At 54.8% G+C, this 25645-nt stretch carries 23 protein-coding genes; 10 read left to right on the top strand and 13 right to left on the bottom strand.

Translation table 11 applies throughout. The features are described 5' to 3' along the window. Positions 1-4 precede the first annotated feature (4 nt). The 8 genes from ACNQ6O_RS12715 to ACNQ6O_RS12750 form a co-directional block, all read right to left on the bottom strand. On the bottom strand, positions 5-1081 hold the full coding sequence (locus ACNQ6O_RS12715; protein ID WP_418053598.1) for an extracellular solute-binding protein: 1077 nt from the start codon (positions 1079-1081) through the stop codon (positions 5-7). Between the two features lie 151 nt (positions 1082-1232). Continuing rightward, complete coding sequence (locus ACNQ6O_RS12720) at positions 1233-2273, bottom strand: extracellular solute-binding protein (protein WP_418053599.1); 1041 nt, start codon at positions 2271-2273, stop codon at positions 1233-1235. Next, positions 2270-3040 (bottom strand): spermidine/putrescine ABC transporter permease PotC, encoded by a 771-nt coding sequence (gene potC, locus ACNQ6O_RS12725; protein WP_418053600.1) that lies wholly within the window; start codon positions 3038-3040, stop codon positions 2270-2272. The genes ACNQ6O_RS12720 and potC overlap by 4 nt, the downstream gene beginning before the upstream one ends. Further along, complete coding sequence (potB, locus tag ACNQ6O_RS12730) at positions 3037-3894, bottom strand: spermidine/putrescine ABC transporter permease PotB (protein ID WP_418053601.1); 858 nt, start codon at positions 3892-3894, stop codon at positions 3037-3039. The genes potC and potB overlap by 4 nt, the downstream gene beginning before the upstream one ends. Next, the gene (potA, locus tag ACNQ6O_RS12735; RefSeq protein WP_418053602.1) at positions 3887-5008 is read right to left on the bottom strand and encodes a spermidine/putrescine ABC transporter ATP-binding protein PotA; all 1122 of its coding nucleotides are present in this window, start codon (positions 5006-5008) and stop codon (positions 3887-3889) included. The genes potB and potA overlap by 8 nt, the downstream gene beginning before the upstream one ends. A gap of 109 nt (positions 5009-5117) precedes the next feature. Next, on the bottom strand, positions 5118-6188 hold the full coding sequence (locus ACNQ6O_RS12740; RefSeq protein WP_418053846.1) for a TRAP transporter substrate-binding protein: 1071 nt from the start codon (positions 6186-6188) through the stop codon (positions 5118-5120). A gap of 113 nt (positions 6189-6301) precedes the next feature. Next, positions 6302-7981: a methyl-accepting chemotaxis protein gene (locus tag ACNQ6O_RS12745; protein WP_418053603.1), complete on the bottom strand. Its 1680-nt coding sequence runs from the start codon at positions 7979-7981 to the stop codon at positions 6302-6304. A 113-nt stretch (positions 7982-8094) separates the two neighbouring features. Beyond that, complete coding sequence (locus tag ACNQ6O_RS12750) at positions 8095-8871, bottom strand: cation diffusion facilitator family transporter (protein ID WP_418053604.1); 777 nt, start codon at positions 8869-8871, stop codon at positions 8095-8097. Between the two features lie 93 nt (positions 8872-8964). On the opposite strand from ACNQ6O_RS12750, the gene ACNQ6O_RS12755 reads away from it, so the two are divergent. Next, entirely contained in the window at positions 8965-9846 is an 882-nt protein-coding gene (locus ACNQ6O_RS12755; protein WP_418053605.1) for a LysR family transcriptional regulator, read from the top strand. Here ACNQ6O_RS12755 and ACNQ6O_RS12760 read toward each other — a convergent pair. Genes ACNQ6O_RS12760 through ACNQ6O_RS12770 form a run of 3 tightly spaced genes read right to left on the bottom strand, consistent with a single transcriptional unit; the run spans position 9843 to position 11408 of the window. Continuing rightward, positions 9843-10052, bottom strand: coding sequence for a DUF3565 domain-containing protein (locus tag ACNQ6O_RS12760; RefSeq protein WP_418053606.1), 210 nt, complete (start codon positions 10050-10052; stop codon positions 9843-9845). The genes ACNQ6O_RS12755 and ACNQ6O_RS12760 overlap by 4 nt on opposite strands. Beyond that, complete coding sequence (gene rarD / locus ACNQ6O_RS12765; RefSeq protein ID WP_418053607.1) at positions 10049-10936, bottom strand: EamA family transporter RarD; 888 nt, start codon at positions 10934-10936, stop codon at positions 10049-10051. The genes ACNQ6O_RS12760 and rarD overlap by 4 nt, the downstream gene beginning before the upstream one ends. 7 nt (positions 10937-10943) lie before the next feature. Then, the gene (locus ACNQ6O_RS12770) at positions 10944-11408 is read right to left on the bottom strand and encodes a YchJ family protein (protein ID WP_418053608.1); all 465 of its coding nucleotides are present in this window, start codon (positions 11406-11408) and stop codon (positions 10944-10946) included. Between the two features lie 151 nt (positions 11409-11559). On the opposite strand from ACNQ6O_RS12770, the gene ACNQ6O_RS12775 reads away from it, so the two are divergent. Further along, entirely contained in the window at positions 11560-11793 is a 234-nt protein-coding gene (locus ACNQ6O_RS12775; RefSeq protein ID WP_418053609.1) for a GGDEF domain-containing protein, read from the top strand. Between the two features lie 108 nt (positions 11794-11901). Here the strand turns inward: ACNQ6O_RS12775 and ACNQ6O_RS12780 are convergent, their stop codons facing one another. Then, positions 11902-12327, bottom strand: a complete 426-nt coding sequence (locus ACNQ6O_RS12780; protein ID WP_418053610.1) for a hotdog fold thioesterase — start codon at positions 12325-12327, stop codon at positions 11902-11904. Positions 12328-12464: 137 nt separating this feature from the next. Here ACNQ6O_RS12780 and ACNQ6O_RS12785 point away from each other — a divergent pair, with 137 nt between their 5' ends. Next, a complete protein-coding gene (locus ACNQ6O_RS12785; protein WP_418053611.1) occupies positions 12465-12929 on the top strand; it encodes a c-type cytochrome in 465 nt (154 codons plus the stop codon). A gap of 14 nt (positions 12930-12943) precedes the next feature. Here ACNQ6O_RS12785 and ACNQ6O_RS12790 read toward each other — a convergent pair whose 3' ends face one another. Then, positions 12944-13630 carry a cytochrome b/b6 domain-containing protein gene (locus ACNQ6O_RS12790; RefSeq protein WP_418053612.1) on the bottom strand — a complete coding sequence of 229 codons (687 nt, stop codon included), beginning with the start codon at positions 13628-13630 and terminating at the stop codon, positions 12944-12946. Between the two features lie 246 nt (positions 13631-13876). Between ACNQ6O_RS12790 and ACNQ6O_RS12795 the strand changes: the two genes are divergently transcribed. Genes ACNQ6O_RS12795 through pelG form a run of 7 tightly spaced genes read left to right on the top strand, consistent with a single transcriptional unit; the run spans position 13877 to position 25599 of the window. After that, on the top strand, positions 13877-16615 hold the full coding sequence (locus ACNQ6O_RS12795; protein WP_418053613.1) for an endo alpha-1,4 polygalactosaminidase: 2739 nt from the start codon (positions 13877-13879) through the stop codon (positions 16613-16615). Between the two features lie 3 nt (positions 16616-16618). Beyond that, the gene (locus ACNQ6O_RS12800) at positions 16619-19819 is read left to right on the top strand and encodes a tetratricopeptide repeat protein (RefSeq protein WP_418053614.1); all 3201 of its coding nucleotides are present in this window, start codon (positions 16619-16621) and stop codon (positions 19817-19819) included. Between the two features lie 11 nt (positions 19820-19830). Beyond that, positions 19831-20364, top strand: a complete 534-nt coding sequence (locus ACNQ6O_RS12805; protein WP_418053615.1) for a hypothetical protein — start codon at positions 19831-19833, stop codon at positions 20362-20364. 6 nt (positions 20365-20370) lie between these two features. Then, complete coding sequence (locus ACNQ6O_RS12810; protein WP_418053616.1) at positions 20371-21705, top strand: PelD GGDEF domain-containing protein; 1335 nt, start codon at positions 20371-20373, stop codon at positions 21703-21705. Then, entirely contained in the window at positions 21702-22685 is a 984-nt protein-coding gene (locus ACNQ6O_RS12815; RefSeq protein WP_418053617.1) for a HEAT repeat domain-containing protein, read from the top strand. Before ACNQ6O_RS12810 ends, ACNQ6O_RS12815 begins: the two co-directional genes overlap by 4 nt. Next, the gene (gene pelF, locus ACNQ6O_RS12820) at positions 22682-24223 is read left to right on the top strand and encodes a GT4 family glycosyltransferase PelF (RefSeq protein WP_418053618.1); all 1542 of its coding nucleotides are present in this window, start codon (positions 22682-22684) and stop codon (positions 24221-24223) included. The genes ACNQ6O_RS12815 and pelF overlap by 4 nt, the downstream gene beginning before the upstream one ends. Further along, the gene (gene pelG, locus ACNQ6O_RS12825) at positions 24223-25599 is read left to right on the top strand and encodes an exopolysaccharide Pel transporter PelG (RefSeq protein ID WP_418053619.1); all 1377 of its coding nucleotides are present in this window, start codon (positions 24223-24225) and stop codon (positions 25597-25599) included. The genes pelF and pelG overlap by 1 nt, the downstream gene beginning before the upstream one ends. Positions 25600-25645: the final 46 nt, after the last annotated feature.

The raw sequence follows: 25645 nt of genomic DNA on the forward strand, positions 1-25645 counted from the left end.
CAGATCAGTTCGCCGCTTGAACACGATCCAGCACTTGCCCTTCGGTGGCTTCCAGTCCTGGCGGCACAGGTGGGTACCACTTAATGTTGGTGATGGCTTGCTCGTCAAAACTCGCTCGGTAAGCATCACGTAGATCCGCCTTCACAAATTCATCGGCAGCTTTAGACGCAGTGAAGTTGCCGGAAGCGTTGGTAATCTTCGCGGCAATTTCTGGCTGCATCACGAAGTTGATCCACTTATAGGCCGCATCTTCATTTTCGCTGCGACGTGGAATCGCAAAGGTATCAATCCAGCCCAAAGCACCAGATTCCGGCGCAACAAATTGGATCTCCGGGTTCTCGGCATTCAATTTCCAGCCACCAGCGTCCCAAGCCATGGCCGCGGTTACTTCTTCGGTACGCAGCAGCGACAGCAACTGATCACCACCGGTCCAATAGGTTTTCACGTTGGCTTTGCAATCAATCAGTTTGTCTTCCACCTTCGCCATGATCGACGCATATTCGTCACGATCGTTGTAGGCCGCAAACGGGTCCATTCCCATGGCAAAGGCGAAGCCCATCAGGGTCGGTCGCTTAAGGCGGTAACTCACTTTGCCAGAGACAGCCGGATCACACAGGTCAGTGTAATCCTTGACGGTATCTGCCACAGAGCTGTGCACAATCAAACCACTGGTGCCCCACACCGCCGGCACGCCGTAGGATTTGCCATTCAACGCGGTGGCTTCCTGAGTGGCCTTGACCATAGACGGCTGCAGTTGGTCCGTATTGATTCGGCTGTAATCAATGGGCTTATAAACATTGAACTGGCGCTGAACACCAACGATCCGGTCTTGGCTTGGCTGAGCCAGATCAAAACCGGCACCACCGGTGGCACGAAGTTTGGAAATCATGTCTTCGTTGTTCGACAGCGTGATTTTTACATCGATGCCGGTTTCTTCTTCAAACTGCGCCACTACCTCGTCCGGCGCGTAACCACCCCAAGTGATCAACCGGAGCTCTTCGGCTAACAACGGACTGGAAGCCGATGCAGCCAACAGGGAGGTACACAGCAGTGCCGCGTTCCGTGTTTTATTTGCTTTCATGGTCGTTCCTTCCTCTGATTTCAGTGGCGAAGTACTTCGCTAACTTCTTGTTATCAGGAAGTTATAGACCATATATGACGGTTATGTGAAAACCTGCCACGAAAAAGGGAGGCCTAAGCCTCCCTTTTTCAATCTGATGAGCTAAAACGCTTTAAAGACCAGACTTCAGCTTTTCCCAATACTTCGCATAGACCTGCAACGCCTCTTCACCGATATCGGTCTGGAATTCGGCGTTGAGCATATCTTCAGCCGTTGGGTAGCTGGCACGATCATTGGCCACGGATTCGTCCAGTAACTCACGGGCAGCGAGGTTTGGCGTGGCGTAACCGATGTCCTCACTGATCAGCGCAGAGATTTCAGGCTTCAGCACGAAGCTGATGAACTGGTGGGCAGCTTCCGGGTTTTTCGCGTTTTTCGGAATCACGAAGCTGTCCAACCAGGCGATGATGCCTTCAGCCGGGTACACGTAGTCCAGTGTAGGCAAGGCTTCACGGCCCATCACGGCTTCACCGTTCCAGATCATACCGATGTCGGTTTCACCTTCCAGGAAAGGCATACGCGGAGCGTCGGAGTTGAAGGTGCGGACCGAAGGCATCAGCTCGGTCAACTTCTCATAGGCTTCTTCGATCTGCTCCGGATCGGTGCTGTTGCCGGGGTAGCCCAACACTCGCAGAGCAACGTGGAACACTTCACGCATGTCGTTGGTCAGCACGATGCGACCTTCAAAGCGCTCATCCCACAGGTCAGCCCACGCAGTCACTTCACCTTCCACGTCGGCGGTATCTACGCCCAAACCGGTAGTACCCCACAAGAACGGCACGCTGTATGCGTTTTCAGGATCGATATCCAGATTGACCAACTCTGGCGACAAGTTATCAAATCCTTCAATTTTGCTGCGGTCGATCGGCATCAGAAGGTCTTCCTGACGCATTTTGCTCACATAGTAAGTTGATGGCACCGCCAAATCGTAAGCAGCGCTGTCGTCCAGAAGTTTCAGCCGCGCATACATGGCTTCGTTGCTGTCATAGGTGGTGTAAACCACCTGGATGCCGGTTTCCTCGGTGAAACGATCCAGTACTTCTTGCGGCATGTACTCCGACCAGTTGTACAGGTTCAACACTTGGGTTTCGTCAGAACTGCTGCAGCCGGTCAGACCAACCGCCAGCATCGTGGCCAGTGCCAGTTTCTTCATCGTTTACTCCTTAACAGGATCCATTGAGATAACATCAGCATCACCAGTGAAAACACCAGCAACAGCGTACCTAGGGCATTTACTTCCGGCTTCAGGCCAACTCGCACCATAGAATAGATGCGCAACGGCAAAATTTCATAACTGGGGCCGCTGACGAAGGTGCTCACCACCACATCGTCCAGCGATAGCGTAAAGCCGAGCAGCCACCCCGCCAGCAGTGCCGGCATGATCACCGGGATCAATACCGTGCGGGTCATGGTGAAGTCGCTGGCACCCAGGTCCCGGGCGGCCTCCGGCAAGCGCTCGTCGAAACCACTCAGGCGAGCCATCACCGTAATGACCACAAAGGGCAGACAGAAGGTGACGTGAGCCAACAGCAAGGAAACGTAACCCAACTGCAGCCCCACCATCAGGAACAATCCCAGCAGCGAGATCGCCAGAACAATCTCTGGCGACATCATCACGATAAACAGCATACCGTTCAGCACTTGCTTGCCCCGGAACCGGTACCGGTGCAAGGCCAGAGCTGTGAGCGCACCTATCAGGGTTGATACCGTCGCTGCCGAAAGCGCCAGCCACAGGGAATTCCACATGGCTTGAACCATGGCACGGTTGTTAAACAGCGCCTCATACCAGCGCAGGCTCAGCCCGCCCCATTCATAGCCGGTGCGGGAATCGTTGAACGAAAACACCACCAGCACGGCAATGGGCACATAAAGCAACACGTACACAAGGATCAGGTAGGTCCGTGGCAGCCAGCGGCTCATACACCGTCCTCCCCGATTCGCCGTTTACTCAAGCGATGGGCAAACATCAAAAACGCCATGGCTAACGTCAACATGATGCTGGCTGCCGCGCCGAAAGGCCAATTCCGGGCATCCAGGAACTGGTTTTTGATCACGTTACCCACCAGCAAGTTGCGCGAGCCACCCAGAACGTCCGGTACGAAGAACAAGCCCATGGCCGGCAACAACACCAGCATGACGCCAGCCAGAACACCCGGCAAGGTCAAAGGCACGATGACATGGATAAACGTTGACCAACGGCCCGCGCCCAAGTCGTGGGAAGCCCGCAGGAAGTCTTCGCGCAGATCCTCGAACACCGTGTATAACGGCAAAATCATGAACGGCAACAACAGATACACCAGGCCGATGATGACAGCCCCTTCGGTATACAGCATCTGCATGGGCTCATCGATGACTCCCATCGCCATCAAACCATTGTTCAGCAGCCCGTTGGTTGCCAGTATCAACTTCAGGGCGTAGGTACGCACCAACGAGTTGGTCCAGAAGGGCACGATCAACAGGAAGATCAGTAATACTCGATTCTTTCTGGCAACTTTGGACAACGACCACGCAAACGGATAGCCAATCAGCAAGCAAATCAACGTCGTCATGGCCGCCATATACAGGGAGTGCAAAAACACATCCAGATAGAGCGGGTTCAGCAGTTGGCGGTAGGCATCCAGATTGATCGGGAGCGCGATAAAGTTGCTCGGATCCCGGGTCATCACGCTGGCACCCACCACCAGCAGGTTGGGGGTGAACACCAAAAACAACAACCAACCCCACACCAGAACCAGCACTGCGGTTCTGAACGGTTGCTGCAATGTGTTACCCATCAACGGTGTCTTCCTCGGTCACAACCGACGGCTCTTCCGGCAACAACCATTCCCAGCCATCAACCCAGCTGACTCGGACCGGCTCGCCCAAACGGTAGTCGAACGTCGGGTCATCTTCATCAAAGAATTCAGATGCCAGCACTTCGGTGCCATCGGCTAAATGGATAACCGAATCCAGTGTGCTGCCTTTGTAGTTGCGCTCCACGACCTTGCCAGCCACTCCATCCTCATCACCCGGCGCAAGCACCCGGATATCTTCGGGTCGCAGCAATACATGCAAGGACTGCCCCTCCGCAACGGAAAAGTCCGGTTTACGGAATCTGCGCTTCAAACCGAAAACATCGACGATAACGGTACCGTCTTCGTTGAGGGTATCGACTTGTCCCGGGAAGAAGTTAGTTTCCCCGACAAATCGGGCGGTGAACAGATTGGCAGGGCGTTCATAGACTTCACGCGGGGTGCCCAACTGCTGGATCAAGCCATCTTTCAGCACCACAATGCGATCAGACATAGACAAGGCTTCTTCCTGATCGTGGGTCACGAACACAAAGGTAATGCCCAATTCTCGCTGCAAGCGCTTCAGTTCCACCTGCATGGTCCGGCGCAGCTTGTAATCCAGTGCCGACAACGGCTCGTCCAGCAGCAACATTTTCGGACGTTTAACCACGGCCCGGGCGATGGCGACCCGCTGCTGCTGACCACCGGAAAGCTGATGGGGTTTGCGCTGGGCAAACTCTTCCAGCTGTACCATGGCCAGCACCTCGTTAACGCGCTGCTGGATCTCCGGCTTCGGGCGCTTTTCCATTTTCAGGCCATAAGCCACATTGTCGAAGACCGACATATGCGGAAACAGCGCATAATTCTGGAACACGGTATTCAGCGGACGAGCTTCTGGAGGTGTGTGGGTCAGGTCTTGGCCACCCAAGGTGATGGAACCTTCATCCGGGTGCTCGAACCCGGCCATCATGCGGAGGAGCGTGGTTTTTCCACAGCCGGAAGGGCCCAACAACGTAATAAACTCACCATCCAAGATCTCAAGATCGAGCGAATCCAACACCTTGCGGTCATCGAATTGCTTGGAGAGTTTACTCAAAGAAAGCAGTGTCTGTTTCATCGGCCGCCGCCTAAAAAGTTAGCGGCGTATTTTTCCAGAAACCCTGGCCAACAAAAAGGGGCGTCAGGGTATTCCACAACCCCGCGCCCCTTGGCGTTTCATGCCGGTTTTACTGGTCAGCTACGCTGTTCAAATACGCCTTGTCCGAAATGTTTGTCCAAGGACGAACCTGCTGTAGGTATTCGCGCTGGGAGGTAATGATTTCGTTCGCCAGTTCATCCTTGGCCGCGAACTCATTCAACAAACGGTTGGTGGTTTCACGAAGGGCGTTAATCACCTCTGGCGGGAACACCTTGTGCGTTACATTCGGGTATTCCTCTTTCATGCTTGCCCAAGCAGCTCCACTTTCATGCGTGCTTTGGATGTACATGTCGTAAGCCGCCGTACGCATCGCCACTCGCAGCACTTCCTGCAGATCTTCCGGCAGTTTGTTCCAGGTTTTCTGGTTGATCAGGAACTGAACTTCCGCATTCGGCTCCTGCCAGCCGGAATAGTAGTAGTCGGCAATCTGGTGAAAGCCCATTTTCAGGTCCAGCGCCGGACCAACCCACTCCACAGCATCAATGGTGCCACGCTCAAGGGACGTATACAGCTCTCCCGGAGGCAAGTTGGTAACCGCCACACCCAATTCTGACATCACTTCGCCAGCAAATCCTGGCGTCCGCATTTTCAAGCCTTTCAGGTCGTCCAGCGAGTTGATCTCTTTACGGAACCACCCCCCCATCTGGTTACTGGTATTACCACCGGGGAAGGACAGCAATCCAAACGGCTCATACACCTTCTGCATCAGCTCCATGCCGTCGTCATGGTAGAACCAGGCGTACATTTCCGGAGCAATCATACCGAACGGTGTGGTGGTGAAGTACATGGCATTCGGGATGGTGCCTTTGTAGTAGTACGAGGCGGTGTGCCCCATATCGTACTGGCCGTTACGCACCATATCGAAGATGCCGAAAGGCGCTTTGTGCTTGTTAGAGGAATCAATTCGAAACTTAAGCCGACCATTGGACATTTTTTCAGCCATGGCCGCCATATTACGGGACGTATCGCCCAGCAGGCCGGAGTTTGGCCCCCAGGTCTCCGCCAAGCGGATGGTGTAAGTTTTGTCTGCAGCCGCAAACGGGCTGGCTAGAACAGCAACTGCGGCGAGGGCTGCCAGAAAAGTATTACGCATGAACATAGTAAAATCTTCCATTGTTATCGCTATTGGTCACGTGCTGTAACGTGTTATTAAACCACAATAAACGACTAGTCTCGCCTCTCCAGCCCTCTCCAGCAAGCCCGCAAATCGCGTTATACCTTGAACTGCGCAACCAACTCTCGCAGATTCTCACCCAAGCGCGCCAGTTCATGGCTGGCTTCATTAGTTTGAGTCACGCCGGTGTCGCTTCGTTGCGCGGCATCGACGATCCGGACCACGTTTTGGTTTACCTCTTCGGCGACTTGGCTTTGCTGTTCCGCAGCCGTAGCAATTTGCGTAACTTGATCATGGATCTGAGCAATCGAATTGACGATGGTATTCAACGCCGAAGTCGCGTGGTTGATGCGTTCAACGGTTTCCTCAGAGCTTCTGCGAGAATTATTCATCCGCTCAACCGAGGCTTTGGTTTCTGCCACAAAGCCGCCGATCATTTCACCGATCTGATCGGCCGATTCCGCCGAACGCCTCGCCAGCTGGCGCACCTCATCGGCAACCACAGAGAAGCCACGGCCATGCTCGCCCGCCCGGGCGGCTTCGATCGCAGCGTTCAGTGCCAGCAAGTTGGTCTGCTCAGTCACCGCATGAATCACATCCAACACCTGCTGAATGTCACCGGACTTCTCGGCCAACGCGTTGATGCTGGCAGCGGTGCTTTCGATTTCGCCAGATAGCTGCGTGACCGCGCCCTGGGCGCTGGCGATGGTATCCCCCCCTTCACGGGCCATGCGGTCAGCATCCGACGCTGCACTTTCTACTTCGTTGGTGTTGCCCGAAATCTGCTGGATGGTCGCAGCCATCTCATTAATCGCCGAGGCAATCTGATCGGTTTCTGAGCCTTGCTCCTGCACCGATTGGCTCGTTTCATTCGCCACCCGGCTGAGCTCCTCGGCGGCGGAGGCCACTTGGTCAGTGGTGATACCCACTTCACGGATGGTGTTCTGCATCTTGACCACAAATTGGTTGAAGCGCTGCCCCAGTTCCGCCAGCTCGTCCGTGCCATCTTCCGGCAGGCGCTGTCGCAAATCGCCGTCGCCATTTGCGATTTCCTGCATCATGTCACTGACTTTCTTCAGCGGTACTGTGACCGTACGACCTATCAACAAACCCACGATCAGCGCGACGATCACCACAACAATGGTGGCAATCAGGATAAACAACATGGCGGATGTAATGGTGTCTTCAACATCTTGCTCGGTGGCAGCCAACACCCGCTCAATATCGGTAATATAGACCCCGGCACCAATCATCCAATCCCATCCAGGCACCAAGGTGGTGTAGGACAGTTTCGGTTCAATTGCGCCATTCGATGCCGGATTCGGCCACTCGTACTGGTGAAAGCCATCGTTAGTTGCTGCCCGGAACAGATTACCCACTAACTCCCTGACCTGTGGGTTGCTGGTCGGGCCTTCTTTGTCGGGATTCGGCGCATAAGCCAAATTGAAAACATCGCGGGTATACGCAAAAACGTAGTTACCGTCACCGAACGAGAGCGCTCGGATTCGTTTGCGCGCCTCGTTCTTGGCCTCTTCTACAGACAACCCGGTGTCGTTTTTCACATCCGCGACGACATCCTCGACCGCGTCGATCAAATCCTGAAGACCCTGTTTTTTCGCAGCAAAGAGTTCGGCTTCGAGCCGCTCAAGTTCTTCGTGGCCGATGGCATTGATTTGGGTCGCGGTAATCCAGGCGATGGCAGCCGCGGTCAGAAGTACCGGCACCAGCACACCGATTAGCAGTCGAGTTCGTATTCGCATATTGCTTATAAGCGGCATGTCTGTGACTCCGGGTTCTTATTAATGTTGGCGGCTTTAGTTGTCATGGGTATCGGCCAATACGACCGCAACTTAAGCGTAGCCTAGCTAATTTTTCATCCCGGAATCTAGTTTCAGCCTATGCGGACCAACTTCGCTTCCAGCAACAGGTTCGGCCCAAGTTTAGCCACCTTCACCGCGTCGGGATTCACCCCAAGATCTTTCAAGGCGTCATGAATTTCATCCATGGCTTCTTCCGCAGGCGCGGCTAGCAACAGCTCCTGCACAGCACCCAGAACCATTTTTACAGGGACGGTCATGAAGTAGCCCGAGATGAGAAGCATCATCACCGGGTCGGCATACACCGACAACGCGGACCACTCACTGCGTTCTATCAACCACGCGATAGCAAAGCCGAGCATCACGGCGGTACTCAAGACCGTATCCATTAGCCACTGACCCTGCTCAGCCAGCACCAAGCCAGAGCCATTGCGATGACTGGTCCAGCGCAAATAAATCCAGACCACCAAACAGCCCACAACGCTGACAGCCCCAAAAATCAGGGCCATGCCAGCCTCCACCGGGCGGCCGCCCTGTAAAATAGACACCACCGCCGAGGCAAACGAAAGTACACACACCAAGCCAATAACCAGCCCTTTGACCGCAATAACCAGCGGCTCTACGGCACCCATACCAAACGGATAGTCTTCAGTTGCGGGGCGGCGAATAATTCGTGCGGCATACAGTGACAAGAGCGATAGCGCCAAACTGACCAAGGAGTAGGCGCCATCGAAAAGAATAACCAGAGAATCTACCCAAAGACCCCAGACGATACCGGCAACTGCGAACAAGCCAGCCCCGACTGCAGATAATTTTAGCGCCATATTTTCCCGCGCTAGAGAAGTAAACATTTTGACCTCCTGTTAATATACGCCCATATTAAAGGGATCATTTTGCCGGCGTGAGTCACTGAGCGACGGAAAATCCGTCGGAAAGAAACGATCGTGAAAACATCTCAAATCAAAACATTTCTGGCCATCGTCGATAATGGCAGCATCGCAGCCGCAGCCCGCCAACTAAACCGCAGCCGCACAACCATCAGTACGGTTTTAGCCGCGTTAGAAGATGAGCTGGGTGTCGCCCTGTTTGAACGCAGTGGCAATCAATTGCACCTGACGTCCATCGGCCAGTCGATCGTGACGGACTGCCGGCGCTTTGACCAAGTGGCCGGGCAAATACAGTCCCGCTGCCAGCACCACCTGAGCGGCGCCGAGTCAGTGCTGCGTATCGCTCGGGACGATGCCATTCCGGAAGTCATCTGGCGGGACCTTCTCAAACGCCTTAAACAACGTTTCCCCCAAACCAGCTTGTCGGTGTACCTCGCACCACCCAGAGAACTCACACACCTTGTCCGCAACCAGTCCGTGGATGTTGCCTACGGCCTGATGCCCGAACTGCTGAGCGAGGGGTATCAATGGTTCCGGGAACTAGCTGACGTGCGCATGCTCACGGTGGCTGCTCCCGATCATCCACTGTGTCAGCTGAAGCGCGTGACACAAGACCAGCTCGTAGCTCACACCGAAGTCACCATCGCCTATATGGAAGATGCACAGTTGGTGGCGGAGTCGCCAGAGACGGCAAACTATCTCGCTTTTACGCAGTACGAATTGATTCGCGATGCCGTTATAGAGGGCGCGGGCTGGGCCGACTTGCCTTTGCCACTGATCGCAGAAGCCTTAAGAAAAGAACAACTGAAGACCATCAAGCACCGGAGTGCTCGGTGGTGGAAAGTCTTCAGTGCACTGGAGACGGAGCAGGCCCAAGGTGGTGCCGTCGTCGGTTGGCTGGCTAACGAACTGGAAGCCTATCTGGAAACCATGGTTTAAGGCTGTTCATCCGGCGGTGCGCCGAGGTCGCATTTTTTGCAGTCCAATTCGAACCCCAGCATGAATTCACGACCCTCGGGCGTTATGACCCACGGCCGATTCACCCAAGGCGGATCGTGGCGTACGTGCTGGTTATGCCCGCAGCCTAACTGGGCAACCCAATGGTTTTCATCATCTTTGTGGTAACCGGCAATAGGCTGCTTCATGCCCGGGCCCTGCCGTTCCAGGCCGACCAGGAATAGATAGCCAAAGCCACCCATATCATCACAAAACTGATCAGTTTCTCAGTACCCAGCGGCTCGTGGAAAACATACATTGCAATCAGAAACTGCAGGGTAGGGTTGATATACATAAGAAACCCGACGGTGGACAGGCGTAACCGACGGGCAGCACCGGCGAAGGCCAGTAGCGGAATGGCCGTCACAATACCGCTGGACATCAGCAGCAGTGCGCTGCTCGCACTGTCAGTCAGATGAGACATCCCCTGCGCCGACAGCCATGCCAACGCCAGCAGACCAAGCGGTAACAGCAAAAGCGTTTCCACAAACAAACCCGACAAACCATCCAGATCGACCTTCTTACGCATCAACCCATAGGTTCCGAAGCTGAACGCCAATGCCAGAGTAATCCACGGCAAAACGCCCAGCAGAACAATCTGGTAGACGATGGCCACAGCCGCCAACACCACGGCCACCAACTGCAGCCGGGATATGCGCTCGCCCAGAATCAGCATCCCCATGGCCACGTTAACCAAAGGCGTCAGGAAGTATCCCAGGCTAGCCTGCATCACTTGCCGCGTTTCCACCGCGTAGATATAGATTCCCCAGTTCAACGCGATAAAAATGGCACACCCCAACACGAAACCAAGACGTTTGGGATACCTCAATGCAACCTTAACCGGAGACCAGCGTTTCAGCAGCGAAATAACCACGGCTAGAAATACGCAGGACCAGACCACCCGATGAATCAACACTTCCCACGCGGGAATGCCCTCAAAGAGCGCGAAATACAGCGGAAAACTGCCCCACATGGTGTAGGCCGCCAATCCATACGCCACACCTTTACTGGTTTCCGAAACCGCCTTGCTCATGAATCACTCACTTACGCAGACAACACACTTTGTATTTGCGGCCGCTACCGCAGGGGCAAGGGTCGTTCCGGCCAGGCTTCAGCGGGCCTTCGCTGGTCTCTCCACTCAGGTAGTACCAACGGCCATCTTCTTTTAAGAAATCAGACTGCTCTTCAAGGTAGCCCCAACCTGCGCCGACCCGGTATACGGCCCGGAAGCGCACTTTTCCTTGGTGGCCCTTTTCACTGGCTGCAATGATCTGCAGTGATGTCCAGTCTGGCGACCCCTCCAGCTCCAGCTCCGAAGGCCGGGTATCCGGGTGCCAGGTTGCCCTTAGGTAGTCTGGATCTTTAAGCACGAATGCCGTGAACCTTGAGCGCATCAACGCTTCGGGCGAGGTGGCTGGCTGGCCCAGATGCCAAGGCTGGCAACAGCGCACGTACTCCCTGCCACTGCCACAGGGGCAAACCGAAGACGAGTCAGCTGAATTCATAAAACACTAGTTCCTGAAGGCGTGAGGCTTCGTCAGCAGGCCAATTGTCTATTTGGACGCAATCAGCCGAGCACTCAACATGAAAAAACACGACACACTGGCCATACTTTAACGATCAATGGACCTGATCTGAACGAAAGGTGGTGACGAAGTGCTCAAGCGAGTCTCCGGACTCATACAAACTCGGCTACGCGAATCCGATCTGATTGCCCGGATGGGTGGAGAGGAATTTGTGCTGTTATTACCCGGATCATCTGCCGAAAAAGCCCGCCAGATTTCCGAGCAGCTCCTGAATCTCATCCACTCCTTGGGCGTACCTCACAAAGGCCAGACGATCAAGCTCAGCGCCAGTTTTGGCATCACCACGGTCGACCCGAACGACTAGGATCTGGAAGCGCTTCTCCAAAGAGCTGACCGGGCACTCTATCAGTCAAAAGAGCAGGGTCGAGGCCGAATAACACTCTATACCGACTGACCCTGCCTCGCGTAACTGTTAACGGCGCTTGGTCACAGCCATGGTCAGGCGGGAAATACAGGTCAGCTTGCCCTGCTCATTCTCCAGCCGAATCTCCCACACCTGAGTCGCGCTGCCGATGTGTTGGGCACGGGCAGTGCCGTACACCCACCCACCACTCACCGGGCGAATATGGTTCGCGTTGATGTCCAGCCCCACCGCAACGGTGCCCTTGTCTTTAAGGACACAGTTGGCCGCCATGCTGCCCAGGGTTTCAGCCAGCAACACCGATGATCCCCCGTGCAGAATGCCAAACGGCTGGATGGTGCGCTCATCCACCGGCATTCGGCCTTTCACATAATCGTCACCGATTTCGAGGTATTCAATACCCATATGACCGACCGCCGTGTTCTTGCTGGCCTCAGTCATCTGTTCAATACTGGGGGTTACTGTCCAAATTGCCATTCTGAAACGTCTCCGGGTTGAACTTTAAACTCATACATTTGTCATGGGATGAGTCTATACAGGTAGCATGCTTAGAACCACGCCTTTATAAACGCTTTTACCATTTTCGACCAGACCAAAATAGAGAGGGATCAAGAATGAAAAAAACGCGCCTAATCGCCACCGCTGCTCTAGCACTGTCGATCACTATGCCAGCCGCTGCCCAGATGAGCATTGAAGATCAGATCACAGCTCGGCAAGCAGCATATCAGTTCATGTCTTGGAACATGGACAAGATCAAAGCTCAGGCAATCGACGGCGATGTTGCCTTTAATGCCGACCAGATGAAAGCCGCTGCCAATGCCATTGCAGCCGTAGCCAATTCCGGCATGGGCGCGCTCTTCAGCCCCGGGTCGTCCTTGGATAAGGCTGAAAACACTCGCCTGAAACCCGAATTTTTCGAGCAACCGGAAAAGGCCCGCGAAGTGGGTATGAACTTTGGCCGGGAAGCCAACAAGCTGCAGGAAGTCGCCGCTACGGGTGACAAAGCCGCTTTAGTGCGTCAGTTTGCAGCCGTGGGCAAGACCTGCAAAGCCTGCCACACCAACTTCCGCGCCAAGTAAGCCCGATACCGCCTCTACCAACCCAGATTCTGGGGAGGCGGCTCCGGTGCCGGTGGTGGCGAAACCAAACGACCACTGGCACCAACCACGACAATCCCTGCCAGCACCAATGACACCCAAAACGCTACCGCACCACCCCCGGTGGCATTCTCAGCAGTACCCGGCGCCACTTGCTTCTTACCGGTAATCATCGGCTTCACCAGATTGTCTTTCTTCACCATTGAATACCACACTACCGCCAGCACATGCAGGGCAACCAAGCCATACAGGTACCATTCTGTCAGCCGGTGCCAACTGCTCAGCGTGTCGCTCCAGTCTGAAGAAATGAGTGGGTACAGCGGGCCTTGAAACGAGATTTCATCATTAGCAAACAAGCCGGTCACCGCCTGAAACCCGAACAGCCCAAGTAACGCCAACACAGACAGGGCGCCGAGCGGATTATGGCCCACCCCCTGCCACTGGCCTTTGAGGTATTCGACCACACTCACAGGCCCACGAACGAAAGAACTGAAGCGCGCGTAGGTTGAGCCGGCAAAGCCCCAACAAATGCGAAAGCTCAACAAACCGACCACCAGCAAGCCGAACCGGCCATGCCATTCGGGCATGCCTGTTTTTATCGTAATCACCGCGCCCACGATCGCCAGCAACAACAGCCAGTGAAACAAACGCGTAGGCAAGTCCCATAACCGAATGGTTGTCATATCAAACCATCTCCTCCAAAAAAGATAAGGCCCAAGACCGCGCCAAGAACACAAAGTTCCGTAGCTGCACTTCACTTCAAAAGTCTATATGCGCCTTGTTTCAGGGCTGGCATAGCTATACCCTCTGTTGTCTGACATAAGAAATCGGGTGCGTGCTCTAGATTTCGAACCGCCAACCCGTTCAAAAGATGAGGCATTACCCTGCTCAAGATGTATCGATATTGTCTACTTATCACAACGCTGTTGTTGTCGATACAAACACTGGCAGCAAGCACTGCAAGCCAAACGCCACCTCGCAACGTGGGCTTTTACTACGGTCACGAAGCTCCGCTAGGCAGCTTATACGTTTATGACTGGTTAGTGCTTCAGCCAAGCCAAACGACTAATGCCCGCCTCGATCTCCTGAACAAAGGTCATACCCGCCCGATTGCCTACCTCAGCGCTGGCGAAATGGCCCATTCAGACCAAGCCGCAAAAGGCTTACGCAAGGAATGGGTGCTGGGCGAAAACACCGCCTGGAAGAGCTACGTTCTGGATATCCGCCGAGAAAATGTTCGGAACTTCATGCTTGAGCGATTGGTCGCGCCAGCCATGGCTCGCGGCTTCAGAGGCGTGTTTCTGGACACACTGGACAGCCACCTGCTGACCCGGGAAGGCAAAGAAAACCAACAAGCATTCGCGGAGGCTCAGGGGCAGCTCATTGCGGCCATCCGCCAGCGTTTCCCGGATAGCCGGATCATCATCAATCGCGGCTTCCATCTGCCCGAATCCACCCATGATCAGGTCGACGCACTTGCCTTCGAGTCATGGCGCAACGGCTACGAAGCCGGCGGGCGTCGTTACTACGCTGTATCTGAGCAGGATCGTGCGTGGCTTGCCAGCCAACTTGACCACTGGCGTGAAGCCCACCCCGAGCTGCCGATCATCGCGATTGACTATGCCAACACAAGCGCCAAAGCGCGAGAAATGTCGGAACAACTAAGACAGGACGGATTTATCCCCTACGTTGCGGACCACGACCTGAACCGCCTTGGCCCGACGCATCCCGCCGTCAAAAAACGCCACGTACTGGTATATCACGACCTGCCGGAGAACGAGGCTGACCGAAGTAATGCCCACCGGCGTTTGGGCATTGTGCTCGAGCGCTTGGGCTTGGTACCGGTTTACCGCTCCCTCTCACGGCCTTTGCCGAAAGAGCCGCTGGATGATCGCTACGTAGGCATTGTGGCTTGGTGGGAAACCAGCGCACGAAAAACCGCGTTTTGTCGCTGGGCGAGCAAATCACAATCTACCGATTTCCCGGTGGTTCTGTTCGGGCTGAGGCCCACCGCAACCCAGTGCAACAAACTGATGCAAAGCCGCCGCACTGCCACCCCGGAAGGGGAGCTAAAGGTATCCAAAGGACACCCTTCTATGGGTAACTTTGAGAGTACGCGCTTGCCCCCAACCGCTTTTGACCCGTTACCCCAGCCAAGCGCCGCCAATCAATGGTTAACGGTCACAGATGCTTCCGGCGCGCGTTTCAGCCCGGTCTATACCCATGACCAAGGCGCCGTGGCCACCGCAACGTTTATCTTTGAAAAAGGGCCGGACGATCAAGCCTACTGGCTGTTCGATCCGTTCAGCTTTCTTAGAGAAGCGCTGAAACTGGACGATTTCCCGGCTATCGACAGCACCACCGAAAGCGGGCGGCGTATCCTGACTGCCCACATTGATGGCGACGGCTTGGTATCACGAGCCGAGCTACCGGGCCGCCCATTAGGGTCAGAAGCCATCCAGCAGAAAATTCTGAAAGTCTTCGACATTCCCCATACGGTGTCGGTCATCGAGGCCGAAACCTCACCAAATGGCCTTTACCCCGATGTCAGCGCTGAAGCTGAGGCCAGTGCTCGCGATATTTTCAGAATGGAGAACGTCGAGGTTGCATCCCATTCCTACAGTCATCCTTTTTTCTGGGCCATTCTTGAGGGCGCTTCAGACACAGCACCAAACTTGGAAGATACGCTTTACGGCTATGCGATGAATGTTCCCCGGTATACTCCTCACGTTAACCGGGAAATCAACGACTCCATCGACTACATCAACAAGCGTCTGGCACCAAAAAACAAAACCGCATCGGTATTCCTGTGGACCGGTGATGCCCGCCCGGGGCCAGAGGCCCTGAGAGCAACCCGAGAGCTGGGGCTGGTGAATGTTAACGGCGGCGACACACACCCTCTTCGTTTCGACTCGGAGCTGGCCGGCGTTTGGCCTGATGCACGGCCGGTAGGCGATGAGCTTCAGGTTTACGCACCGGTAATGAACGAAAACCTTTATACCAACCTTTGGACAGGTCCGTTTTTCGGCTACCGAAACGTGATTGATACCTTCAAGCTTCTGGAAAACCATAATCGCCTGAAGCCCATCGGCATCTATTACCACTTTTATTCCGGTACCAAGCCTGAAGCGCTTCAAGCGCTGCAGGAGGTGTACGAATACGCCCTGTCACAGCAAGTGACGCCGCTGTACCTGAGCGACTATGCCGAGCGTGTTCAGGGGCAATACTACTCAACCCTGCTGCAACCGGATGAAAACAGCTATCGTTGGCGGGGTGTTCATTCACCTTCAACCGTCCGCATCAGTCAGAGCCAGTACCCAGACATGAACCTCAGCCAAGGGGTAGCTGGGTATCACGACACACGCGAGGTGCGCTTTGTTCATCTTACCGGTAGTGATCCACTACTGGTTCTCTCTCGTGAACCAAGCTCTGGCCCCATCCTCGACTCCGCCAACGCTCAAGTCGTTAGCTGGCAACGCTCCCGACGTAACGGTCGTTGGCAGATTGAACTGGAGCTGAAGGGTTACCAAGCACTGGACTTCACTTTGGCCGGCACTTCGCGATGCTCGGCCAAAGGCCCCAAACTGTCGCAACGTACTGCCAATGGTTTGATTCACTTCCGCTCGCGCGCTCAGCATGCTGGCCGCTTCGAACTGGAGTGTGATTAACCTATGCGCCAACGCAAGCCTGCTTTTTTCAGCTTTCCCGCTTTGTTGGCTTTGACCGCGCTCATATTGGTCACTCTGTACTTACTGTTTCCGCGGCAAGCCATTTACGAGGACGCTCGCTACCTGGAATCGCCAGACAGCATATCTCTGTCTTATCTGGAAACTCTACTCAGGTCCGACCCGGACAACCAAGCGCTGCGCCTCACACTGGGCCGAATGCAACAAAAAGTGGGCGAGCATGACAAAGCAATAAGCACTCTGTCGCCACTGATGAACCACCAGAACGTGCCACTGGAAGCTATGACCGCCTTCACGGAGCTGCTTCGAGGGGAGTTTTTTCGGGCTCAAACAACGGTCGGTCGCGTGCTGGTTCGAAACCGGCTAGCCGCCACTCTCGAAGAGTCCTTGGTGCAGTCCTACTCTCTGGCGGAAAAAGAAGCCCTGATGGCCGACAATTTGCCGTTACTGTCCAACAACGAGCAACTGACCGTTCGGCAACAATTCTTTGAGTTGGCCACCGGTATCGAGCGTTTAAGGGCCGGCCAGAAGTTAGCCATGCAGCAAGAGGCCCTGGGCAGACCCGCTGATGCCAAATACACATTGGAATCGATCCAGCTACTGGTGCCACCCGATGAAAAGCCGGCCTTTACCCAGAATTTGATACGGCTCGACCTAGCCACTAACGAACCGCGTCGCGCGCTCGAACGATTCGTTGCTACAATCCGAGGCAGCCAGCTAAATGCACAACAACTGCGCCAAGGGATTTACCTCGCTAACCTAGCGGGTAAACCTGAGTCCAGCACTCGCTGGTTAGCACAGCTTGCGCAAGCAGAACCTGCAAACGCCAAGATTCAACGCCAACTTCTGGCACGCCAACTGGGGCAAAACAACCTCCGTGCGGCGCTGAAAACCGCGAAACGCATGGAAGCGAACAGCCCAGACCTAACTCGAAACGACCAAGAACAGATCGCCCAACTCTATGAGTGGAGCAATCAACCGAAAAAAGCACTGAGCTATTGGCGCAAACTGTTCTTATCGCAACCCTCTACGGACAACTCCCCCGTCGCGTACGATCGCGCAACAAACTTGGCGGCCGGTTTATTCCAATGGTCAACGCTGGCTGAGTTGCACAAAGTACAAGCACAGCGCAGCCGGCTTTCTGAGAAAGGCTATATCGAACTGACCGATGCACTGGTCAGTGTTGGTGACTGGCAAGCTGCAGAACGCTACCTGCTGGAAGGCACCAAACGGTACCCCTCCAGCACGGTCCTTCGACAACGCGAACTGGCTCTGTTAACGAACAATCGTCAGTTTTTCGAGGCCATTGATCTGCTGGAAACAGCGCCAGACCTCACCGATGAAGAAAAGATACAAGTGGCCAATCTCCACTGGCGTACACGGAACCCTGAAGCCGCTTTAGCTGCGCTCGACTTCACCCCCGATGACCCGGCACTGGCGCAGGAAGTCGAATCCATGCGAGTGAATCTGGCCCGCATCCTGAACCGTACCGATATCCTCGAGCAGTACTACAAACGCCTCGTTGCACAGCCAGCTGGCGCTTTAAGCGTAGAAACAAGAGAACAGCTGATCGGCTATTCATGGCAATTTGGCTCCCCAGAAGAAGCATTACGGTTGAGTCGAGAGCAATACGAAGAAACAGGGGAGACGCGTCACCTGGCCATTCTGGCCGAGTTGCAAAGCTCCCTTGGCCGGTTTGATGAACTGGCCGATTCACTCAAGACATGGAACGAACGCTTAGCACGAACAAAGCGTGACCCACTGTTCTGGCGACTCAGCGCACGCTTACATCAGCACCAGAACAACGCAGAGGCGGCGCAACACGCTTTCATCCAGGCATACCGGCTCGCGCCGGAGAGTGCAGGGCTGCTGTCCAGCTGGGGTTGGTTCCTGATTGGCCAATCTGACCTGTTACCCGGGCGGTTACCCCTCATATTAGCCACACTGGAAGAGTCACCCGCTGCCGACGACTACGCGCTTCAGGTATACGGGCACTTCGCACTGGGACAGCCAGAAAAAGCGAGTGCCTGGCTCAGCGCTGCGCGCCAGCAACTATCAGACGAGCCGAGCCAGCTACTGGCATTGGCCGAGTATGCAAAGGCTTACGAAACCGGCAAAGGCGCAGAAGCCGAAGCCCTACGACAGCAAGCCGTGCAATACGCCAAGGAGCGTGAACAACTGCACCCTGACGTTATTAACCAGCTTTATTCAGTCGTTCGAGACCCAGAGCCATCACCTCGTGAACCCCTCTACCAATCGGACAACCGAGCTTTGCAGGCTGGCCTTGAGATACGCGACCTAGGCGGTTTTTCTTTGCACACGGCCGCATTGACCGGCCAGTTCAGCCATGACCGTTACCGCTGGTTACTGTCGGCGGAACAAACGAGTGCTCAGGACCAGGGGCTGCTCAAACAAAAGCCCAAGCCGGGCACAAGTGGAAAATTGCAACTGCAGAACAATTTTGTCGACCACTTGATCACTGCGGAAATCGGCACCTACACCTTCGCAGGCGGGGAGCAATTGTCCGGCCTGATCAAGCTGGATACTCAACCGGAAGACGGCGTATCGTTCGCTGTCAGCGCAGCCCTGAACGAACGGGTTAGTGATAGCGCTGAGGCCTGGTGGCTTACCTCCGGAAACCGACTGTCTCTAACCGCCAGCTACACCCCTTGGCAACGGCTGACAGTCAATGGAAATATTGATTATCGAACCGTAGATGAAGCCTTCGGAGGCGAAGTAGGCAAGGGCTACAATGTGAATGCTCAAGCCACCTACAGCCTGTTCCAAAATGACCCCGCGTGGCGACTGTCGCTGAACTACCAGCATCAGCAACTGGACGTTGCTGATAACTTGTCATCTCAGACTCTGGCGCTGTTGGAGACTCCGCTCGCGCCCGGCGGTTTATTGACCGAAGATTATCAGCGTGTTGGCTTCACATCCGAATGGTCCCACGGCGAACCCCACGCGCTATACCGAACCCGACCTTCACCACGCTACTTTTTAGCGCTGGACACCGGTTATGTCTTATCCAATGCAAGTTTTGATTTTGGCGCTCGTGTCGGCTTGGGCTGGCGTATTGTGGGCGATGATGAATTAGCACTTTCTGCTGGCTACAGCTCCGACAGTCTGGGCGGCCAGCCCCGTGCAACGGCAAAATTAACGTATACCCTTTACTTGGGCCACTAACAGGAGTTTTTATGATGCTCATGCGATCCCTAGCCCTCGGGCTTACTCTGGCCTTCCTGGCCGGCTGTTCTGTCATGCAGAGCCAAATGCAGTCTGAGCCTGTCGACCTCGACAGCAAATTTGCGGTTATCCCTTTGGGCAACCTGTCTCAAACGCCCCAAGCCGGGGATCAAGCCGCCAGCATCCTCAGTGCACTGCTGCGAGCCCGTGGCGCTGCGGAAGTAGAGCTTTACCTCCCCACCGATGACAACCCGCTGATTTACGATAACCATGACCGCCAGCAGGACGCCATTGCAACAGCGAGGGATGAAGGTGCGGACATCATCGTGGAAGGCACCGTTGATGAGTGGCGTTACAAGTCTGGCCTCGATGGCGAGCCTGCGATCGGCATTACCTTGGTGTTCCGCAACGCGGATGACAACTCGGTGATCTGGTCAGCAACCGGCGCCCGCACTGGCTGGGGCCGCGAAGGCGTTGCCGTTGCCGGCCATAAGGTGCTTGAAAAATTATTGGATGAAATGCCTGTTATTGAAGTGGCGCGTTAAACCGACATGACCAAATCCGACGTATACGGCGATCTCGGCCTGTCCAGCAAGGAAACGACAGCCTGGGTGAAATGGCTTGAAACCATTATCATCACACTGTTGCTTCTTGCGGCAGGTTTCTGGCTGCACCCGGAAGACCCGCTGTTCATAGAAGAAACTTTCCCGTGGCCGGTACTGGCACCGTTAGTCGCGGGTTTGCGATACGGTTTCATAATGGCTTTGGTTTCTTCCAGCCTGATTTTCACGGCTGCCGGGCTGATACTCAGGGCTGGCTTCTTGCCGGACGACCAGCTGCCTTACATCTGGGGTCTCGGCATTCTTTCGACAGGCTTATTAGCCGGGGAATTTAGAGATTACTGGGATCGTCGCATTGAAAAACTGGTTGCGGCTAACCAATACCGTCACGTACGTCTGGAAGAGTTCACCCGGAACTTTTATCTGCTGAAAGTCTCCCATGACCGTCTCGAGCAGCAGCTCGCCGGCAGCTCCAATAGCCTGCGCGAAGCACTGCGGCGGCTATACAGTGAAATTTCCTACGCCCGTGGCACCGGACTCAATGAGGAGACCGGAGAACTGATGATGCGTTTGCTGGTGCGCTATGGGCAGCTGCAAGTTGCGGCGATTTATCCAATCGAGAACGGTGTCCTGGCGGACGAACCGGTAGCCACGGTCGGCAGTGGGCAGCCTCTCAACGCTAACGACCCTCTGTTGGTTCATGCGTTGGAACAAAGAACGTTGATATCAGTCCACACCGAATACCGTGACAACCGCGGCGACCTGGACACCCAACTGCTTCTTGCACTTCCACTTATTGATTCAGAACAGACGATGATTGGCATCGTTGCCGTAGAAGCAATGCCATTCTTCAGCTTCCAGACCAAAACACTGCGCTTGCTGGCGATTATGGCCGGACACATGTCCGATATCCTTCTGGAGCACACTCAGACCTCCGGGCAAACACAGTCAGACTGGCGCCACTTCCAGTTCCAGCTTTCCCGTGTCACCTCCGATGCTCGCGACCACAATTTACCCTCTACGCTGGTGCACTTCACGTTCAACGACGCTGCTTCATCGATCCAGCTCCTCCAGATGATGCAACAAACGCGCCGTGGGTTGGACGTTATTGCTCAGCCGCCGGAGGCACCTAACACCCAGATTGTTGTATTATTGCCCCTTACCGACGAATTAGGCACCGGAGCCTACCTTCAGCGCTTGTCTGACGCCGTACAACTGCAATCGGGCCGTTATTTGGAGTCGCTCGCGCGCATTCAACAGTTGTCTTTGAGTCAACAAACGAACCCATCCGAATGGCTTGACCGTGTTCAGAAGGAGTCGACATGAGCGCTTGGCTCATTTCGCTAGGACTGGCATTAGAAGCTGGCGGAATTGCGGCACTCTTTACAGACCTGCCCTCCCTGGTGACGCTGTCTGCCTATTTATCTGTACACGCACTGGCCACCTTGATATTTACCCTGGTATGCCTGCCGCTGTTGCCCGCCAGTTATCGTCAAAAATTGGTTTTGGCGGGCGTATTTTTGTTCACACTGCAATTTGCTATGCCCGTTATCGGCACCATTGGTGTGTTTGCCGGTGTGTTGTTACCCCTTCGCCTGCCGCGCTCCGAGCACAGCATTCCCTGGCAGGAAACCGCCATACCAGACCTGCCCTATCGCCCGATCAATATGGGTGAACAACTGGGCTTTAGTGACGGAGGCTTGCGCGAAGTACTGCGTGAGGCCAGCACCCCTGATAAGCGCCTGAAAGCTCTGCTGGCGTCACGACAATTAACGGACCAGGAAGCCGTCGACATTTTGAAGGAGGCTCTCAAGGATCCCTCCGACGACATCCGACTGCTGGCTTACTCCATGCTGGAACAGAAAGAGAAGCGGCTTGCGACCCAGGCTCAACAACTTAAGAAGCTTCTGGATGAACCTGACCACCCTGACCGGCGCAGGCTGACCCGCCGACTCGCCCATACCTGGTGGGAAATCGCCTACCTTGGCTTAGCACAAGGCGGACTCAAGCAGTATTACCTCGAGAATGCTCGTAATCTGCTTGTCGACCTTACCAAAGAGCGGTCTCTTCATAACGACTGGCGACTGCTGGGCCGTATCGAGCTAGCTCTAGGCCACACCGAAGCTGCCAGCAACGCTTTCGAAGCGGCACTGGCTAGTGGCGCGCCTCCGGAGCTAATCTACCCATATCTGGCAGAAATGGCCTTTCTGGCACGAGACTTTCAGAAGGTGCGCTTTCACTTGGCCAACTGCTCACGCTTCGGCCCTTCCGCGCCCGTTAAAGAACTGATGGAGGGCTGGCTATGATCGGCCGAAAACCAGCAAAACCGGACACTCCCATTGCTGACATTACGCTGTTGCTAGAAGGCACCTACCCGTTTGTTCGCGGTGGTGTTTCATCTTGGGTACACCAGATCATTATGGGGCTGCCCCAATACAGCTTCTCCCTAGTTTTCCTGGGCGGCGACCGCAGCCATTACGGTGAACAGCAGTACCAGCTACCAGAGAATGTTGTTCATCTCGAGTGCCACTACTTGATGGACCCTTTGGTGGAATCAAAGCCGAAGGCACGGAAAGGTAATCGGGCGGCGTTCGATACCCAGCGCAAACTTCACACCCAGTTGCGTAACAAAGCCCCCGTACAGAAAGGCGTGCTCAGCGAGATATTCCAAAGTCTCGGGCGCAAAGGCGGCATCAGTAAAGAAGATTTTCTGTACAGCGAAGAAAGCTGGAAAGTGATCGATGAAAGCTACAACAAGTACTGCACCGATCCTTCGTTCATCGATTACTTCTGGACCATCAAAATCATGCATGGGCCGCTGTTCCGGATCGCCGAAATCGCCCAAAACATTCCGCCTACCCGTGCCGTGCATGCCGTTTCCACCGGTTATGCCGGCTTGATGGGCGCTATGCTAAAAGAGTCTCGGGGCGTTCCTTACATTCTGACCGAGCATGGCATTTACACCAAAGAGCGGAAAATTGACCTCTCCCAGGCCGACTGGATCAAAGACGTGACTGACAAAGTCAGTACCAACCTGAACGACGATCTGGGCTACATCCGGCAACTCTGGATTCGCTTTTTTGAATCGCTCGGGCGGATGTCTTATCAAATGGCCGACCCGATCATCTCGCTCTATATTGGCAACCAGCAACGCCAACTCGCAGATGGGGCTGCCCCGGCGCGCACCCATATCATTCCGAACGGGATCGACCCGACTCGTTTTGAAGGGGCATTGGCAGCCCGGCCAGAAGAAGTGCCGAAGGTAATGGGACTGGTGGGCCGAGTGGTTCCCATCAAAGATATCAAAACCTTCATCCGCGCCATGCGCGCAGTTTACGAAGTGATTCCAAACATTGAAGGCTGGATTGTCGGGCCGGAAGAAGAAGACCCAACCTATGTGAAGGAGTGCCGGGAATTGGTCAGCAGCCTCGGTCTGGAAAACTGCGTCAAGTTCCTGGGTTTCCAGAATGTGAACGACATACTCCCGCAACTGGGCCTGATGGTGCTGACGTCGATCTCCGAAGCGCTGCCCCTGGTGATCCTTGAAGCGAATGCTGCGGGACTGCCTTGCCTTGCTACCGATGTGGGAGCCTGTCGTGAGCTTATCGAAGGCGGCACCGCCGAAGACAAGCGTCTAGGGCGCAGCGGGGCAGTGGTCCCCATCGCGGACCCTGAAGCGACAGCAAGAGCCGCCACCCGGCTTCTGCTGGACAAACAGCGCTGGCAAGAGGCCAGTGCAGCCGGGCTGGCTCGAGTTAAACAATTTTACACATTGGATTCTATGTACGATTCGTATCGAGACATCTACGACACGGCCTTAACGGCCGAGAACCGGGAAGACTGATGGCCGGCATTGGATTCGAACTCAGACGCATTCTGAAACGCGACAGCCTGAGCAGTCTGATTGGCGCCTACGGTCTCGCCAGTATTATCAGTTCCGGGCCTTGGGTGCTCTCGGTACTTGGGGTAATGCTGATTGGTATCGTCAGCCTCACACTGGCGGTTCGTGATCTGGAAATCATTCAGTTTCTGGTCTCGGTCACCTACCTGATGGCGATTTCCTTGGTCCTTTCCGGGCTATTCCAGCATGTCTTTACACGCTGGGTTGCCGACCGCCTCTATGAAAAACGCAACGACTTGATCCTGCCCAACCTTATGGGCGTGCTCTGGCTCTCAACCGTACTGGCTCTGCTGGGCGGTTTGCCAGCCATACTGTTTTTACTGCCGGATACCAGCACCCTGTATAAGCTGTTGATGCTGGCCAACTTCGTAGTGCTGTGTAATCTCTGGCCGGTCACTATCTTCCTGTCAGGCATGAAGTCTTACTACCTGATTGTGGTTCTGTTTGCGGTTGGCTACACCACAGCCATTGTCGCGGCTCTGCTGCTCTCCAATTTCGGCCTTGAGGGCTTGTTAGGGGGGTTGCTGCTTGGCCACAGCTTGTTGTTGTTCAGCTTCCTGTTTACCATCATTCGGCAGTACCCCAGCGAAAAACTGATTGATTTCAGTTTCACCCGCCGCTCACAAATCTTTCCCGCACTGATCGCAACCGGCTTGCTGTTTAATGCTGCGGTCTGGGCGGACAAGTTCATCTTCTGGTTTCACCCGGATACCTCACAGCACGTGATCGGAACACTGCGGGCTTCAGCCATCTATGACCTGTCCATCTTTCTGGCCTACCTGGCGATCATTCCCGGCATGGCGGTTTTCCTTGTGAGAATGGAAACCGACTTTTCCGAAACCTACGATCGTTTCTACACCGCGGTACGGGAAGGCGACACGCTCGCCCACATCAACGGCTTTCGCGATGAAATGGTCCGGGTGGCCCAAAACGGCATCTACGAGATCTGCAAAGTTCAGAGCTTCACACTGATCGTTCTGTTCAGCTGGGCTGACGAAATTCTCGCGGCCATCGGCATCTCTACGTTGTACCTGCCAATCTTTTACATTGATCTGGTTTCCGTAAGCATGCAGCTTATTCTGCTGGCCATACAGAACGTGTTGTTCTATCTGGACTCCCGGCATATCAACGTGTCGTTGTGCGTGATCTTTTTTGCCAGCAACCTGATTTTTACCTTTCTGACCATCGAATTGGGCGCGAATTTCTACGGATACGGCTACGCGGGTGCCACCTTCCTGTCATCGGTCATCGGACTGGCTTTGTTATCACGCAAGTTTGATCGTCTGGAGTATGAAACCTTCATGCTGCAGGGGCGCTGATGCCGGTTCACAAAACGTGAATTAATATTCAGATGTTCTGTTTTGT

Source organism: Marinobacter sp. SBS5 (genome assembly GCF_048285575.1).
Taxonomy (GTDB): domain Bacteria; phylum Pseudomonadota; class Gammaproteobacteria; order Pseudomonadales; family Oleiphilaceae; genus Marinobacter.